This is a genomic window from Bordetella sp. H567 (assembly GCF_001704295.1).
Taxonomy (GTDB): Bacteria; Pseudomonadota; Gammaproteobacteria; order Burkholderiales; family Burkholderiaceae_B; genus Bordetella_C.
The window spans coordinates 630,669-644,796 of the sequence record NZ_CP012334.1; the positions used below are offsets into that span (position 1 = coordinate 630,669).

A 14,128-nucleotide genomic window follows, 5' to 3' on the forward strand; every position below is an offset into this window, starting at 1 on the left:
GTTACCGTGGCGCGGCCGCCGCCAGCTCGCGCCGCAGCGCGGCCAGGACCGGCTCGGCATCGGGCCGCACGCCATGCCAGATGAAGAAGCTTTCCGCCGCCTGGCCGACCAGCATGCCCAGGCCATCGGCGGTGGCGGCGGCGCCGTCGGCCTCGGCCTGTCGCATGAACGGCGTGGGTTGCGCGCCGTACATCATGTCGTAGGCCAGCGCACCGTCGGCGTACAGGCCGGCGGGCAGGTCCGGCGCGGCGTCGCCCAGGCTGCTGGCCGTGGCGTTGATGACCACGTCCCAGGGGCCGCCCTTGTGCGCCTCGCTCAGGCCGCCCGCGCTGACGGCAGGCGAGGCCGCGCCGGTGGCGCGCAGCCATTCGGCGGCCAGCGCATGGGCGCGTTCGGGCGTGCGGTTGACGATGTGGATGCGGGCGCAGCCCGCCTCGGCCAGCGGTTGCAGCACGCCGCGCGCGGCGCCGCCCGCGCCCGCCATCAGCACGCGGGCACCCGCCAGTTCCGCCCCCAGGCGGCGCAGGTCGGCCACCAGGCCGACGCCGTCGGTATTGCAGCCGTGCAGGACGCCGTCGCGCATCCACAATGTATTGACCGCCCCGGCCAGGCGGGCGCGATCGCTCAGGTGCGGCGCGGCCAGCGACCACGCTTGCTCTTTGAACGGCACGGTCACGTTCAGGCCGCGCCCCTGGCTGTCGAAGAAACCGCGCACGGCGGCCGCGAAACCATCCGGCGGCGCGGGAAGCAGCCCGTATTCCAGGACGATGCCGGTCTGTTCGCCGAACAAGGCGTGGATACGCGGCGAGCGGCTGTGGGCCACGGGGTTGCCGATGACGGCATAGCGCCCCGGCACCGGCGTGTCCGCGCCGGGCGTCGCGTGGGAGGAGGACATGGCGGTCATGGCGCCCGGGTCTCCAGCGTGTCGTTGACGAAATTCCAGGTGCGCGTGATCGCCAGTATGTCGGTATCGCGCGCGATATCCGGCGGGAATGGCGCGAACGGCGCGGCCAGCTGCACGATGCGGCGCGCGGCCTGGTTCAACACCGGATACTTCGACGGCGTGTCGATTTCCACGTCGGCGACGCTGCCGTCGGCGCGCACGTAGACGGTCATGCGCAGGGTGCCATAGAGCTTGCCGCGCGCCTCGTCCGGGTAGTTCTGCGTGCCCACGGCTTCCACGCGGGAACGCCAGGCGTCCAGGTATTGCGCGTAGCGCGAGGCCTGTGCCGACGGCGCGACGAAGGTGCGCCGTGGGCGTTTGTTGTAAGCCTGTACCCGCGCGGCCAGCGCCGCGACCTGGGCATTCTGCAGCACGCTGTCCTGGTCCTGGTCCTCGCGGCCCGGCGTGTTGGCATCCGGCACCGATTCGCCGGACTGGTGCGGCGGGCTAACCTGGGTGCTGGCCTGCAGCTGCGACAGCAGGCGCTGCTGGGCTTCCTCCAGCGATGCCTGCCGCTTGCGCATGGCTTCCAGGACCACCGCGCTGGGCGCGTCGCCGGATTGGGGCAGGGGGGATTGCGCCATGCCTTTTTCCGCGTCCCCGCCGCCTTCCACGTTGGCCTGAGCCTGGGCTTCCGGCTTGGCGGGGGCGTTGTCGGTCTTGGCGTTGACCAGGATGACTTCCAGGGATTGCGCCGGCGGCCGCGGCGCACGGGACGGCGCGAATCGCACCGCCAGGACGGCCCCGTGGACGATCAGCGAGATCGCCAGGGCCAGCCACAGGTGGTGTTGCGCGGGCGCGCCCATCCAGCGGGCGGCCCGGGTGAGGGAGGAGTGTGGATCGTCTTGCACGCAGGCATTTTAGTCGTCTTGCGTGACGGCCGCCCCACCCTGTCCGCCACGCCTGGCGTCAATGGGGTTCGCCCGCCCGCGTGTACGCCGGGCCGGCGGCGCGCCTACGCCTGCCGCGGAAAAATCCACATCTGTGACGCCGGCAACGCCAGCCGGTGGGCACCCGGGGCGCGGTTTTCCTGGCCATAGGCGCGCAGCGCGATCCCGGTGACGGATTCTTCGCCGGGCGGACGGAAGACGTATTCCCAACGGTCGCCCAGGTACATGCTCGTCATCAGGCGCATGTCGACGTGGTTGCCCTGCGGCTCGTCGCCCAGGCGCACCTGTTCCACGCGGATGACGCCGATCGCGTCCTGCCCGGCCTGCACGCCGGCGCCGGCCTTGCCCCACAACGCCCACCCCTGGCCTTCCAGCCGGGCGGCGCCGTCGCGGATCTCGGTGACCCGGCCGTTCAGGCGGTTGTTGCTGCCCATGAATTCGGCGCAGAACAGGGTGGCGGGCGAGCCATACATTTCCTGCGGCGTTCCCTGCTGTTCGATGCGGCCGTTGTTCAGCAGCAGGATGCGATCGGAGATGGCCATCGCCTCGCTCTGGTCGTGCGTCACCATCAGCGCCGACAGCCCCAGGCGCACGATCAGCTCGCGCAGGAAGGCGCGCGCTTCCTCGCGCAGCTTGGCATCCAGGTTGGAGAGCGGTTCGTCCAGCAGGATCACCGGCGGGTTGTAGACCAGCGCCCGGCCGATGGCCACGCGTTGTTGCTGGCCGCCGGACAACTGGTGCGGATGGCGCTGCGCCAGGTGCCCCAGGCCCAGCTGGTCCAGCACCTCGTGCACGCGCTGGCGGGTTTCCGCGCCGGAGGTGCGACGCAGCTGCAGCGGATAGGCCACGTTATCGAATACGGTCTTGTGCGGCCACAGCGCGTAGGACTGGAAAACCAGGCCCAGGTTGCGTTCCTCCGCCGGCACTTCGCGCCGCGCGGCGCCGTCGTAGACCATGCGCTCGCCGATCGCGATCTTGCCGCGCTTGGGCGCTTCCAACCCGGCGACGGCGCGCAGCAGCGTGGTCTTGCCGCTGCCGGAAGGGCCCAGCAGCGACACGACTTCGCCCTGCTTCAGGGCCATCGATACACCCTTCAGGACGGGATTGTCGCCATAGTCCAGGTGCAGGTCGTCAACGGATAGTTCAATCATGAAGTTTCACTCCGAATCGCAGGGCGATGCCCAGGCCGATGACGACCAAAGCGATATTGATGAAGGAAAGCGCCGCCACGATGTCGATGGCGCCGGCCGCCCACAGCGACACCAGCATGGACCCGATGGTCTCCGTGCCCGGCGACAGCAGATACACCCCGGTGGAGTATTCGCGCTCGAAGATCAGGAACATCAGCAGCCACGAACCGATCAGCCCGTAGCGCGCCAGCGGCACGGTGACGTGGCGCGTCACCTGTCCGCGCCGGGCGCCGGCGCTGCGCGCGGCTTCCTCCAGTTCCGGGCCGACCTGCAGCAGCGTGGAGGAAATCAGGCGCAGCCCGTAGGCCATCCACACCACCGTATAGGCCAGCCACACGCTGAAGATGGTGCTGCGTATGGAGCGCAGCCATTCCACCACGTGATCGCGCATCCAATCCGCGTAGGGCAGGAAGGACAGCAGCCCGCCTTCGTCCAGCGAATTGTCCAGCCATAGCGGCACGAACAGGAACACCCACAGGAAGGCCAGGCCGGCCAGCAGCCCGGGCACCGCGCGCGGCACCAGCACGCTGTAGTCCAGGAAACGCGTGACGTGGTCGGGCTTGCGGTGCATCGCCAGGCCGATGAAGGTGTAGCCAGCCACGGCCAGCGCACCGCCGAACACGCCGATGGCGACCGAATTGACGATGGCGCGCAGCAGATTGGGCTGGCCCCACACCGAACGGAAGGCGTCCAGCGACAGGACGTCCAGCAGCGACACGCCCATCCCCCAGTTGGAGACGAAGGCGCGCAGCACCACGCCGGCCAAGGGCACGAAGATCGCCACGATCAGCCACGCCCACACCACCACGCTGGCCACGCCGCGCCACTTGCCCAAGGGCAGCGGGCGGGGGCGCGAGGCCTTGCCCTTGACGGTGACGAAGCGATTGGCCGTGCGCATCAGCCGCCGCTGCAGCGCGACCAGCGGGATGGTGAGGCAGATCAGCACCACGGCGACCGCGGCCATCAAGTGGTACGACGGCGTGCCCAGCTTGTTGGTCAGCTTGTACAGATAGGTGGCCAGCACCAGGTTGCCTTCCGGGTCGCCCAGCACCAGCACCAGGCCGAATACTTCCAGGCCCAGGAAAAACAGCAGCACCGACGCGTAAAGCAGCGCCGGCCGCACCATGGGCAGGCTGACCGACATCATCACGCGCAGCGGCGACGCGCCCGTGACGCGCGCGGCTTCCTCGACATCCGAGCCCATGCTGCGCAGGGCCGACGAGATGTACAGATAGGCGTGCGGCACGTGGGTCAGGCCGGCGATGATGACGATGCTGGTCATGGAATACACATTCCATGGCACGAAGCCCAGGAGTTGCTTGGCCCAGGTCGAAAAGAAGCCGACCGGCCCGGCCGCCACGACATAGCCGAAGCCCAGCACCATCGGCGAGACGAAAACGGGCACCAGGATCAGTGGCTGTATCCAGTGCCGGCCCGGCAGGTCGGTGCGCACCATCAGGAAAGCCAGCATGCCGCCCAGCGGCACGGCGATGATGAACAGGCCGAATGCCAGGATCAGGCCGCTGACCAGCGCCTTGTAGAAATCCGGGTCGTCGAAGATGAAGCGGAAGGCGTCCAGTCCGACTTCCTTCGACGGCGAGAAGAAAGGCGCGGAAAGAAAGCTCTGGTACACGATTAGCGACAGCGGCACGTATATGGCCAGCGCGGTGATCAATACCACGACCCCGCGCGGCAGTGACTGCCATCTGGAGCGCAATGTCTGCATGGGAATATCCTGTGTTCGAGCGCGTGGCGCCGGGTGGCGGGCGCCGCGCACCGTGGCACGGCAGGGCGGGGCGGCATGGCTTTTGGCGCGGCCGCCCCGCCCGGCGCACGGTCCTAATCGATCCGGGCGCCGACCGTTCCTTGCACCCCGCCGCGCGGACGGGGCGCCCGCGCGGCACGGGCTGCCCATCCGGCCCGCGCGGGGCGGGGGTCTTTTCCTACGTCGCAGGCAGGCTTACTTGCCGGCCGCCTTGCGCCAATCGTTGATGAATTCCAGGCGCTTCTTCTGCTGCAGGTAGTCCAGCAGCGAGTCGTTCACCGGGATGGGCTTGAGCGCGTTGCCCAGCTTCTTGGTCAGGCCGTCGACGTCGTTATCGCCCGGGATGTCATCGCGGATCGAAGCCATGTCGGCCTTGTTGGCGACCAGGTCCTGGCCTTTTTGCGACAGCAGGTAGTCCAGCCACAGCTTGGCGGCGTTGCGATGCTTGGACTTCTTGCTGATGAAGGCTACGCGCGACAGCACCAGCGTGTAGTCGGTCGGATAGACGATACCGATGGATTCATCCTTGCGGGCACGCGCTTCGGCGTAGGAGCCAAGGATGTTGTAGCCGAGCAGGTTTTCGCCGGACGACACGCGTTCCATCATCGTGCCGGTGGAGGACTGCACCACCAGCCCGCCCTTGCCGGTATCGCGCAGGGTGTCGAAGTAGTGCGGGTCGTTCATCTTGTCCTGCACGGCGAGCATGAAGCCCACGGCGGATTTCTCGATGTCGTAGGTGGTGACCTTGTTCTTGAACTTGTCCGTCTGCGTGGCCACCAGCTTGGCCAGTTCGCCGTGGGTCTTGGGCACCTCGGCCTGCGGAATCAGGCGCTTGTTGTAGATGAAGACCGCCGGTTCGTAGGTCGTGCCGTAGGCGGCATCCTTCCACACCGCCCACTTGGGCAGCTTGCCTGCTTCGGGCGACTTGTATTCCAGGGCGTAGTCCTTGGCCAGCTGCAGGGCGGAGTCCATGGATGAGCTCCACACCACATCGCCGCTGGTGCCGCCGGAGGCCTGCTCGCTGATATAGCGGTTGTAGATCTCCGTGCTGTTCATGTCGTTGTATTCGACCTTCACGCCCGGATAGGCAGCTTCAAAGCCCTTGATGATGGGATCCGCGGTCTTGGTATCCGTCGTGGAGTAGATCACCACCGTGCCCTCTTTCTTGGCTCCGTCGATGATCTTCTGGTAATCCGACGGATAACCCGCGGGCGTCTGGGCCAGCGCGTTCACGGCGATCAGGGAAAAAGCGGCGGCGCAGGCCACCGCCAGGCGTGACGGGACGAGCATGGTTGTCTTCTCCAGTTTGGAATAGTGAAGCTGAACAGGTTCAGCGTGGCCGCATCTTAGTGGCCGCATGCTGTCGCCGTCCTGTCATGGCGGCGGCCATGCTCCCGTCACGGGCTGGACGCCTTGCCCACCGCCGGCGTGTCGGTGACCAGCCGGGTCCAGTTCTGCACGAAGCGGGCGTGGCGCTGGCGGTCCAGGCCGACGAGCAGCGCCGGGCCCAGCACGACAGGCTGCACGATGCCTTGCGAACCGATCAAGGCCGTGCCGGCGTTCCAGCCGGCGCCGCTGTCGTCAGCCATGGGGCCCAGCCCGCTGACGTTGGAGATTTCCGTCTGGCCGGCCGGCGAAAGCAGCCAGTCGATGAACGCGCGTCCCAGCCCGGGATGGGGCGCGTGGCGGGCGATCAGCGCCGATCGTGGCAGCACCAGCACGTAGTCCTGCGGGAAGATCACGCCTATCGGGCGTCCGGCGGCGCGGCGCGCCAGCGCGTAGGAGCCCAGCACGTTGTAGCCGATATCCAGTTCGTCGTTCTCGATGGCATTCAGGATGTCGGCCGTGGTCGCGCTCAACCGCACGCCCACCTGGCCCAGCGCATTGGTCAGGCCCCAGAAGTTGGACGACACCTGCTCGTCTTCCTCGGCCAGCACCTGCCCCACGCTGCTGCGGCTGATGTCATAGGTGCCGACACGCCCATGCAGCTTCGCGCGTTCGGTTTCCAGCAGGCGCAGCAGTTCCTGCCGCGAACGCGGCACCGTCGCTTCGGTAAAGCGGCGTGGGTTGTAGGCGATGACCGCGGGTTCGAACGCGAAGCCGAAGACCTCGTCGCGCCACACCGCCCAGGACGGCAGGCGCTCCGCGCCCGGCGCGTCGTAGCGCATCGCATAGCCGTCGTTGGCCAGGCGGATCTGCAGGTCGGCCGCCGAGCTGACGAGGACGTCGGCATCCTTGAGCTGGCCGGCAACCGTCGCTTCGTACAGCTCGCGGCTTCCCATTTCGCGATATTCCACGGTCACGTCCGGCTGGCTTGCCTGGAAAGCGACGATCACCGGCGCGGCGGCCGGCGTATCGGTCGTCCCGGCGATGACCAGCAGGCGGTCCGTGGGCTGGGGCGCGAGGAAGCGCGTCACGGTGAACGGCGCGGACGCCCCCTGGACGTTGGCCGCCGCCCGGGCGGGCGCGGGCGGCAAGGCCAGCAGCCCGGCCAGCATGGCCGCCGCCGCCAGCAGGGCGCGCGGATACACCGGGCGGGCGCGCGGCAGGATGACACGCGCCGACAGGCCGCCGCCCTGGCGGTCCTGCAGCCACAATGCGCCGCCGTGCGCCTCGGCCACCGTCTTGGCGATCGACAGGCCCAGGCCCGAGCCTGGTGTCCCTTCCCCGGTGCGGCCGCGGGTAAACCGCTGCTGCACGGCTTGCTTCTCGTCGTCGGCGATGCCCGGCCCGCAGTCGTTCACCGTCAGCGCGACCCGGTACCCCGCTACCGGCGTGGCCTGGATTTCCACGTCTCCCTCGGGCGCGTAACGCAGGGCGTTGTCCACCAGGTTGCGCAGCATCTCGCGCAGCGCCACGCGGTCGCCCACCACGCGCGCGCGCCGCACTTCCGGCGCAATAGAGATACGCAGGCGCCGCGCTTCCAGCGGCCCGATACGGCGGCGCGTTTCGTTGATGGTTTCGGCGATGCCGACCGATGCGTGGCCCCGCATGCCCAGGCGGTGCGCGATGGTGGCGTCCATCAGCAATTGGTTGATCAGCTGGCTGGCGTGGGTGGCGTTCTGGTGGATGCGGGCGACGCGGGCGCGCAGCCGATCGGGATCCGTTTCATCCATCGCCACCTCGGCTTGCGCGCGCAGCGACGCCAACGGCGTGCGTACCTGGTGGGCCGCGTCGGCCACCAGGTTGTTCAGCGAGGACATGATGCCCCCCAGGCGGCGCATGAAGCCGTTCAGTGCTGCCGCCAGTCCCTTGACTTCGCGCGGCACCGGCGCTTCCAGGGGCGTCAGGTCATCCGGTGCGCGGGCGCGCAGCGAACGTTCGATCAGCACCAGCGGCGCGAACGCGCGCTGGATGCCGAACCACAGCAGCGCCAGCGCCACCGGCACGACCACCAGCAGGGGCAGCGCGCTGCGGTTCAGGATTTCGGCCGCCAAGGCATCGCGCGCGTCGCGTGTTTCGGCGACGCGGATGGTCACCCAGCCCGCGTGCCGCCCCGCCGAAATCAGGCGTCCCACGGTGGCGATGCGTATGGGTTCATCGTGGTAGCTGGCATCCGAAAATACCGGCGCGGCCGACTGCGCCAGCGGCAGGCCGGGGGCGAGGTCGTCGTAGCCGGTAATCGGCTTGCCGCTGGCGTTGCGCACGCTGTAGAAGACCCGGTCATTGCCCGACAGCATGGCCAGCGAGGAAAATGGCGGCTCGGCCGTGACGTCGTTTTCGTCGATCTGTACCGAGCCGGCGATGGTCAGGGCCGATGCCGCGAGCAGCCGGTCGAAGGCCTGGTCGGCCGCGCGGTGCGCATAATCGCGCAGGAACAGGCTGACGGCGACGGATACGCAGAGCAGCAGCAGGCAGCCCATCGCGAATACCCGCCCGCGTATGGAAAAGGCCGCGGCCATGGTCATTGCACCCCCGCGCGGACGATGGAAGACGCCGTGCCGATGCGCATCGCTCGGCTAGGACGGCTCATGCAGGCGCGCCTGGTATCCGACGCCGCGCACGGTCACGATGTCGACGGTCGCGCCGGCGATCTTGCGGCGCAGCCGGGACACCAGCAGCTCCAGCGCATTCGGCAGCACGTCTTCCAGGTCGAAAAGCTGGCTCATCAGTCTTTCCTTCGCCACGGTGCTGCCCATGCGATCCAGCAGGATTTCCAGCAGCCGGAACTCGCGCCGTCCCAACGTCACCGGCACGCCGCCGATATGTGCCGTGCGCCCGGCCACGTCCAGCGTCAGATTGCCGTGTACCGCGACGCTGGTGGTGCGGCCCGCCGGCCGGCGCAGCAGGGCGCGCAAGCGCGCTTCCAATTCGCGCAGATCGAAGGGCTTGACCAGGTAATCGTCCGCGCCCAGGTCCAGCATATCGATCTTGTCCTCGATTTCCGCCCGCGCGGTCACCACCAGTACCGGTGCCTCCGTGCCGGATGCGCGCAGTTCGCGGATGACATCGAAACCGCTCTTGCCCGGCAGCATGATGTCCAGCACCAGCGCGTCCCATTCCTCGTGGCGGCTCCATCGCAGTGCGCTTTCTCCGTCGCGCACCCATTCCACGCTGTGGCCCGACGCGCGCAGTTTGCTTTCGATCGCGTCGCCCAGGTCGGCATTGTCTTCGATCAGCAGTATCCGCATCGTGTTCCTCCGGCATCCGGCCCTTGCGGCGACATGGGCGGCGCCCGCTTATTCGGTCTCGGCCTCGCTTTCCTCGGCCGCCGCCGGCAGTTCGCCGACGAAGCGGCATTCCACCTCCAGCGTCAGTTCGTCGCGGTCCAGCAGGTCGATCTCCACCTGCGTGCCGCGTGCCAGCGCGGGCAGGCCGCCGACGCGGGTGACCAGCGGCGCATTGTTCAGCCGCACCAGGTCGTCGCGCAGCACGCTCGCCGTGGTGCGCGTGATGCCCTGCTGCGCCAGCCAGCGCAGGCACCAGTATCGTTCCATGGTGTTCTGGAAGTCACTCCAGGCGGCGTATTGCGCGTCGAACGCACCGATGATGGCGAACAGGTCCGCGTCGCGCGGCTTGAAGGGAGCAACCAGGCGCGCCGACACGCCGTTGTCCACCGCCGCGATCAGCTGCCACTGGTTGACCAGGTCGACATAGCGGCGCAGCGGGGAGGTGCTCCACGCATATTGCGGCACGCCGATGGCTTCATGCGGCAGCGCCTGGGTGCTCATCCGCACCCGGCCGGCCTGCTGCGATCGGTAGATGCCCGGCACGCCGTGCTGCGCCAGCAGGCCGCCCCACAGATTGTTGGCCAGGATCATGTATTCGGCGACCATGCGGTCCAGCGGGGCGTTGCGCTTGCGCGGCACCAGGCGCACCGGCGTATCTGGATTGTCCGGATCGCCGTCCACGTAATAGCTGTATTCCACGCGGCTGTTGTTTTCGGGCTTGCCGCGCACTTCGTCGCGCTTCGCCGACAGCGCCCGCGCCAGCCGCCACAGCGGGCGCAGCCATTCGCCGTAGGGCAGGGACGCGTGCGGATCGTCCAGCGTGGCTTCCGTGACCACGTCGTCCAGCAGGTTGTGGCGCAGGTTCTCGCGCACCACGATGCGTTCGACCCGGCTTTCGGATTCCAGGATTTCGCCCGTATCCGGGTCCGCGGTGACATATAAGGACAAGGCCGGGACTTCGCGGCCGGCGTCCAGCGAAAAAGCCTGGATCACCGAGTCAGGCTGCATGGGGATCTTGTCCCCCGGCATGTAGACCGTGGACAGCCGTGCGCGCGCCAGCTTGTCCAGCTCACCGCCACGCGTGACGGCCAGGCCGGGCGCGGCCACGTGGATGCCCACGCGAACCTTGCCGTCGGGTAGCGGGGACACCGACAGCGCATCGTCGATCTCCGTCGTCGTCACGTCGTCCACCGAATAGATCTCGGCGTCCGCCAGCGGCAGCTCGCGCTCCAGCGCGGGGATTTGTACTTCGGGGAAGCCCGTGCCGCGGGGAAAGTACTGCGCCAGGAAGCGGCGCTTGTGCAAGGCCAGCGCATGCGGGAAGGCACCCAGGTCCAGCAGCAGGCGGTCCGGGCTTTTGTGCAGCCGCGAACACGCGCTTTCCACGGCCTTCCATTGCATGGTGTTCTTGTCGGGACGCACCACCAGCGCTTCGGCCATGGCAGCGATGTCCTCCGGCAGGCGGCCCGCCACCATGTCTTCCACCCATTGCTGTTGGCGGGCGGCCTGCTGCTGCTTTTTCTCGATGGCGGCCAGCGCGGCGGCCAGGATATCCGGCGGGGCCGGGCGATAGCGCCCCTTGCCGCGCCGATGGAAATACGCCGGCGCGCCGTGCAGCCGCATGAGCAGCGCCGCCTGTTCGGTCGGGGAGGGCGCATGGCCGTAGTAGTCGGCCGCCAGCGCCGGCGAATCGAATTCCTCCTGCGGAGCGCATTCCCACAGGAATTGCAGATCGATGTCTTCGGCCGCCGCTTCGGCCTGGCGCAGCAGCTCCACCGGCTCGGGCGTTGAAAAGGTGAAGATCGCGTTGGCCCGCTTGATCTTGCTGCGTTTGCCCGATTCGGATTCCACCTGCAGGCTGGCGTCCGTTTCGGAAATGATATGTCCGGCCTTGAACTGGCCGTCGTCTTCGTAAAACACGTGCATGGCGAGGTCCATCTGGGGCGCGGCGCGGCGGCGCCGCCCGCGCGCGATCCTGCTGAATAGTTATTGGTTAGGGCCTGTCGATCCGTGTCGGGACGTCCAGCGCGAATTCGAGCACTTCCGGCATCCAGACCGCGAAGTCCGACAAGCCGTGGTCGCTCCCATCGACGATGCGCTGCCGGCAGCCCGCGTACCAGTCCCGCATTTCGCGCCAGTCCAGCACTTCGTCGCCGGTGGCGGCAATCAGGAAATAGCGTTCCGGGGAAGTCGGCCGTTCAACTTCCAGGGCGGTCAGCTCGTTAAGGTATTCGGCGCGGAATTCGAACGGCGCGCCCGAATGATACATACTCTGCCGGCCCACCTGCGTGGCAAGATCACGGGGCGCATGCACCGCCGGATTCAGTAGTACCGCCTTGCAGTCCAGCTGTTCCGCCAGCCAGGTGGCGTAGTAGCCGCCCAGCGAGGACCCGATCACGGTCAGCGCCCGGGGCGAAGGCTGGCCGCGGCGGGCCAGCGCATCCAGTTGCCCGCGCGCCAGCGACATGGCCAGCGCCGCGGCGTCGGCCGGGCTGGGCGGCAGCTGGGGGCAGCGCCAGTCGGCGGACAAGCCCCGCCGCGCCATTTCGTCGGCCAGCAGGCGGGCCTTGAACGAGGCCGGCGATGAACGGAATCCGTGCAGATAAAGAATCATGGCCGCTCCGTCGTCGGCGGCGCCGCGGCCAGCGCGTCGAGCAGTTTTCCGTGGATGCCGCCGAAGCCGCCATTGCTCATGACCAATACATGGTCGCCCGGACGGGCGGCCCGCGCGATGGCGGCGACCATGGCGTCCAGGTCGTCGTAGGCCGCGGCGCGTTCGCCCAGGGGGGCAAGCACCTGGGCGGGATCCCAGCCCAGCGCGTGCTTGCCCATATGGGCGCCGAAGCAGAACACCCGGTCCGCGGCCTGCAGGGCGCCCGGCAGGCGTTCGGCCATCGTACCCAGTTTCATGGTGTTGGACCGGGGTTCCAGCACCGCCAGGATGCGCGCATCGCCCACCCGGCGCCGCAGGCCGGCCAGGGTGGTTTCCACCGCGGTGGGGTGGTGGGCGAAGTCGTCGTATACCGCCACGCCGCGTACCGTGCCGCGCAGTTCCATGCGCCGCTTCACGCCGGCAAACGTGGACAGCGCCTGGACCGCCTCGGCCGGCGCCACGCCGGCATGTTCGGCGGCCGCGATGGCCGCCAGCGCGTTCAGGCGGTTGTGTTCGCCCAGCAGGTTCCAGCGCACGGTCCCGACCTCGACGCGTTGCCGGCGCACCGCGAACGCGCCGTCCGTCCCCGGTAGAGCGGCCTGCCACTGGCCATCGTCGCCGAACCGGGCGGTATCCGACCAGCAGCCACGGGCCATGACGCGGTCCAGCGCGTCGGAATGCGTGGGCAGCACGATGCGCCCGCTACGCGGTATTGTGCGAACCAAATGATGGAATTGGGTTTCGATGGCGGCCAGATCGGGGAAGATGTCCGCGTGGTCGTATTCCAGGTTGTTCAGGATGGCCGTGCGAGGGCGGTAGTGGACGAACTTGGAACGCTTGTCGAAAAACGCCGTATCGTATTCATCCGCCTCGATCACGAAAAACCGCCGCGCCGGGTCGAAGCGCGCCGAGACCTGGAAATCCTGCGCCACGCCGCCCACCAGGAAATTCGGCCGCAGCCCTGCCTGCTCCAGTATCCAGGCCAGCATGGCGCTGGTCGTGGTCTTGCCGTGCGTGCCCGCCACCGCCAGCACGTGCTGGCCGGTCAGCACATGGTCGCCCAGCCATTGCGGGCCGGAGACATAGGGCGCCCCCGCGTCCAGGATGGCTTCCATCAAGGGGTTGCCGCGCGTCACCACATTGCCGATCACGTACAGGTCCGGGCGCAGGGCCAATTGTTCTGCCCCATATCCCTCGATCAGTTCGATACCCTGTTCGGCCAGCTGCGTGCTCATCGGCGGATAGACGCCGGCGTCGCAGCCGGTGACGCGGTGGCCTCCAGCGCGGGCAATCAACGCCAAGCCCCCCATGAACGTGCCGCAGATGCCTAGAATGTGCAGATGCATACGGTGTTTTCTCCTGCCGGCATTGTAGATGCAGGCGTGAGCGCCAACTCTCGGCTTTCCAACGGTAAGATGACACGATGAAACGACGTACGGCCCTTCAATCCCTGATGGCGCTCGGTGGCGCAGCCGGCGCGGTGCCCGCCTGGGTGCGCGCCGCCGCCCAGGCGGACCCGGCGGCCGTCCTGCTCGAGCAGTCTTACCCTGATCTGGAGGGGAAGCCCCAGGCCCTGGCCCAATGGAAGGGCAGGCCCATGCTGGTGAATTTCTGGGCGACGTGGTGCCCGCCATGCGTGAAGGAAATGCCTGAACTCGATGGTCTGCACAAGCAACATGCGGGCGTGCAATTTTTGGGGCTGGCCATCGATTCCGCCGTGAACGTCGTTAAATTTGCATCGAAATTACCGGTGTCCTACCCCTTGCTGGTGGCCGGCGCCGGCAGCATCGACGTCATGCGCTCACTGGGCAACGGTCCCGGCGCGCTTCCTTTTACCGTGTTGTTAGGCGCAGATGGTCGCATTTCGCGCAAAATACTCGGGCCCGTGGATGTCGCCGATGTCGAAAAATGGTTGCGGGAAGTCGCGGCGTAACCTCAATAGACAAATAGACGGAATTGTCGTAAAAAGCGGGGTTATTCGCGGTTTTCGCGTCAAAAGCCTTCCGGCGTAACCGGT

At 67.9% G+C, this 14,128-nt stretch carries 11 protein-coding genes; 1 reads left to right on the plus strand and 10 read right to left on the minus strand.

Annotated elements, in window-relative coordinates:
* Nucleotide 1 precedes the first annotated feature (1 nt).
* From aroE to mpl, 10 genes are all read right to left on the minus strand, one after another.
* On the minus strand, nucleotides 2-904 hold the full coding sequence (gene aroE, locus AKI39_RS02795; protein WP_235610734.1) for a shikimate dehydrogenase: 903 nt from the start codon (nucleotides 902-904) through the stop codon (nucleotides 2-4).
* Nucleotides 901-1,749: an energy transducer TonB gene (locus AKI39_RS02800; RefSeq protein WP_066632217.1), complete on the minus strand. Its 849-nt coding sequence runs from the start codon at nucleotides 1,747-1,749 to the stop codon at nucleotides 901-903. Before AKI39_RS02800 ends, aroE begins: the two co-directional genes overlap by 4 nt.
* A gap of 149 nt (nucleotides 1,750-1,898) precedes the next feature.
* Nucleotides 1,899-2,984, minus strand: coding sequence for an ABC transporter ATP-binding protein (locus tag AKI39_RS02805; RefSeq protein WP_066632218.1), 1,086 nt, complete (start codon nucleotides 2,982-2,984; stop codon nucleotides 1,899-1,901).
* Nucleotides 2,977-4,749, minus strand: a complete 1,773-nt coding sequence (locus AKI39_RS02810; RefSeq protein WP_066632219.1) for an ABC transporter permease — start codon at nucleotides 4,747-4,749, stop codon at nucleotides 2,977-2,979. Before AKI39_RS02810 ends, AKI39_RS02805 begins: the two co-directional genes overlap by 8 nt.
* A 234-nt stretch (nucleotides 4,750-4,983) precedes the next feature.
* Nucleotides 4,984-6,078, minus strand: coding sequence for an ABC transporter substrate-binding protein (locus AKI39_RS02815; protein ID WP_066632220.1), 1,095 nt, complete (start codon nucleotides 6,076-6,078; stop codon nucleotides 4,984-4,986).
* Nucleotides 6,079-6,185: 107 nt separating this feature from the next.
* Nucleotides 6,186-8,696: a sensor histidine kinase gene (locus tag AKI39_RS02820; RefSeq protein WP_066632221.1), complete on the minus strand. Its 2,511-nt coding sequence runs from the start codon at nucleotides 8,694-8,696 to the stop codon at nucleotides 6,186-6,188.
* Nucleotides 8,697-8,747: 51 nt separating this feature from the next.
* Nucleotides 8,748-9,419 carry a response regulator transcription factor gene (locus AKI39_RS02825; RefSeq protein ID WP_066632225.1) on the minus strand — a complete coding sequence of 224 codons (672 nt, stop codon included), beginning with the start codon at nucleotides 9,417-9,419 and terminating at the stop codon, nucleotides 8,748-8,750.
* 48 nt (nucleotides 9,420-9,467) lie between these two features.
* A complete protein-coding gene (locus AKI39_RS02830; protein ID WP_066642019.1) occupies nucleotides 9,468-11,384 on the minus strand; it encodes a ribonuclease catalytic domain-containing protein in 1,917 nt (638 codons plus the stop codon).
* Nucleotides 11,385-11,451: 67 nt separating this feature from the next.
* Complete coding sequence (locus AKI39_RS02835) at nucleotides 11,452-12,072, minus strand: YqiA/YcfP family alpha/beta fold hydrolase (RefSeq protein ID WP_066632227.1); 621 nt, start codon at nucleotides 12,070-12,072, stop codon at nucleotides 11,452-11,454.
* Nucleotides 12,069-13,457, minus strand: a complete 1,389-nt coding sequence (gene mpl / locus AKI39_RS02840) for a UDP-N-acetylmuramate:L-alanyl-gamma-D-glutamyl-meso-diaminopimelate ligase (protein ID WP_066632228.1) — start codon at nucleotides 13,455-13,457, stop codon at nucleotides 12,069-12,071. Before mpl ends, AKI39_RS02835 begins: the two co-directional genes overlap by 4 nt.
* Nucleotides 13,458-13,534: 77 nt before the next feature.
* On the opposite strand from mpl, the gene AKI39_RS02845 reads away from it, so the two are divergent.
* Entirely contained in the window at nucleotides 13,535-14,044 is a 510-nt protein-coding gene (locus tag AKI39_RS02845; RefSeq protein ID WP_066632229.1) for a TlpA family protein disulfide reductase, read from the plus strand.
* Nucleotides 14,045-14,128 lie beyond the last annotated feature (84 nt).

Bases quoted from the DNA above. Each gene is read 5' to 3' on its own strand.
- aroE (WP_235610734.1), bottom strand. From the start codon at position 904: ATGACCGCCATGTCCTCCTCCCACGCGACGCCCGGCGCGGACACGCCG.
- AKI39_RS02800 (WP_066632217.1), bottom strand. From the start codon at position 1,749: ATGGGCGCGCCCGCGCAACACCACCTGTGGCTGGCCCTGGCGATCTCG.
- AKI39_RS02805 (WP_066632218.1), bottom strand. From the start codon at position 2,984: ATGATTGAACTATCCGTTGACGACCTGCACCTGGACTATGGCGACAAT.
- AKI39_RS02810 (WP_066632219.1), bottom strand. From the start codon at position 4,749: ATGCAGACATTGCGCTCCAGATGGCAGTCACTGCCGCGCGGGGTCGTG.
- AKI39_RS02815 (WP_066632220.1), bottom strand. From the start codon at position 6,078: ATGCTCGTCCCGTCACGCCTGGCGGTGGCCTGCGCCGCCGCTTTTTCC.
- AKI39_RS02820 (WP_066632221.1), bottom strand. From the start codon at position 8,696: ATGACCATGGCCGCGGCCTTTTCCATACGCGGGCGGGTATTCGCGATG.
- AKI39_RS02825 (WP_066632225.1), bottom strand. From the start codon at position 9,419: ATGCGGATACTGCTGATCGAAGACAATGCCGACCTGGGCGACGCGATC.
- AKI39_RS02830 (WP_066642019.1), bottom strand. From the start codon at position 11,384: ATGCACGTGTTTTACGAAGACGACGGCCAGTTCAAGGCCGGACATATC.
- AKI39_RS02835 (WP_066632227.1), bottom strand. From the start codon at position 12,072: ATGATTCTTTATCTGCACGGATTCCGTTCATCGCCGGCCTCGTTCAAG.
- mpl (WP_066632228.1), bottom strand. From the start codon at position 13,457: ATGCATCTGCACATTCTAGGCATCTGCGGCACGTTCATGGGGGGCTTG.
- AKI39_RS02845 (WP_066632229.1), top strand. From the start codon at position 13,535: ATGAAACGACGTACGGCCCTTCAATCCCTGATGGCGCTCGGTGGCGCA.